At 51.0% G+C, this 1141-nt stretch carries 2 protein-coding genes; both read left to right on the top strand.

From position 1 onward, the window contains the following. Window positions 1-262, top strand: a 262-nt coding sequence (locus tag ISALK_RS14840) for an acyl-CoA carboxylase biotin carboxyl carrier protein subunit (RefSeq protein WP_160723658.1), incomplete at its 5' end; no start/stop codon positions are given. 34 nt (window positions 263-296) lie between these two features. Further along, on the top strand, window positions 297-1141 hold an 845-nt coding region (locus ISALK_RS14835; protein ID WP_160723656.1), incomplete at its 3' end, for a sodium ion-translocating decarboxylase subunit beta.

Here is a 1141-nt window from a genome sequence, read left to right as displayed (position 1 = left end):
GAAAAAGGAAGAACCGAAAAAAGAAGCGGCCCCCGCGGCGCCCGCCGGTGCTCAAACCGTGGAAGCCCCCATGCCGGGAAATATCTGGAAAGTCTTAGTGAAAGAGGGAGACCCGGTGGAAGAAGGTCAGGCCTTAATCATCTTGGAAGCCATGAAGATGGAAAATGAAATCAGCGCTCCCGCAGCAGGGACCGTAGCGAACGTTCATGTGGAGGAAGGTGCATCTGTGGACAGCGGAGACGTACTGGTATCTTTAAGCTAAGGAAAATAGAAACTGATTGAAAGGAGATGCACACATGGTTGATGTTTTTATAGATTTTATAGGAACCACCGGGTTTATGAACTTAACAATCCAGCATATGATTATGTTGATCATAGCCTGTTTTCTGCTGTTCCTGGCCATCGGAAAAGGGTTTGAACCCTTACTGCTTGTTCCAATTTCCTTTGGAATGCTACTGACGAACCTACCCTTATCCGGAGTCATGGAACCCATGACGGTGATGTTCGAAATCCTTACCCCCGGTGGTGGCGCAGAAGGTGCCATTGAAGCGGGTATGGAAGTGGAACAAACGGTTCAGAACACCGGAGGGTTATTACAGCACTTTTATACCGGAAACCAACTGGGAATTTTCCCGCCCTTGATTTTCCTCGGGGTAGGGGCCATGACGGACTTCGGTCCCTTGATTGCCAATCCGAAGAGTGTGTTCTTAGGAGCCGCCGCCCAGTTCGGAATCTTTTTTACCTTTATCGGAGCCATCCTGATGGGTTTCACCCCGGAAGCGGCGGGCTCCATCGGAATCATCGGGGGAGCCGATGGCCCCACAGCCATTCTGGTAACCTCTCAGTTAGCCCCCCACTTACTGGGACCCATTGCGGTGGCGGCCTATTCCTACATGGCCTTAGTACCGATTATCCAACCGCCGATTATGATGGCCCTGACCAACAGTGAGGAGCGAAAGATTAAAATGCAGCAGCTGCGACCGGTTTCCAAACGGGAAAAAATCATTTTTCCGATTTTAGTGGCCATTATTGTGAGTCTGCTACTGCCCCCGGCGACCCCGCTGATCGGGATGTTGATGTTCGGAAACCTGTTAAAGGAATGTACCGTAACCGACCGACTGTCGCAAACGGCGCAAAACGA

Origin of the sequence: Isachenkonia alkalipeptolytica, from assembly GCF_009910325.1 — a bacterium.
GTDB lineage: Bacteria > Bacillota > Clostridia > Peptostreptococcales > T1SED10-28 > Isachenkonia > Isachenkonia alkalipeptolytica.
This window is presented reverse-complemented; position numbering and strand designations above follow the sequence as displayed.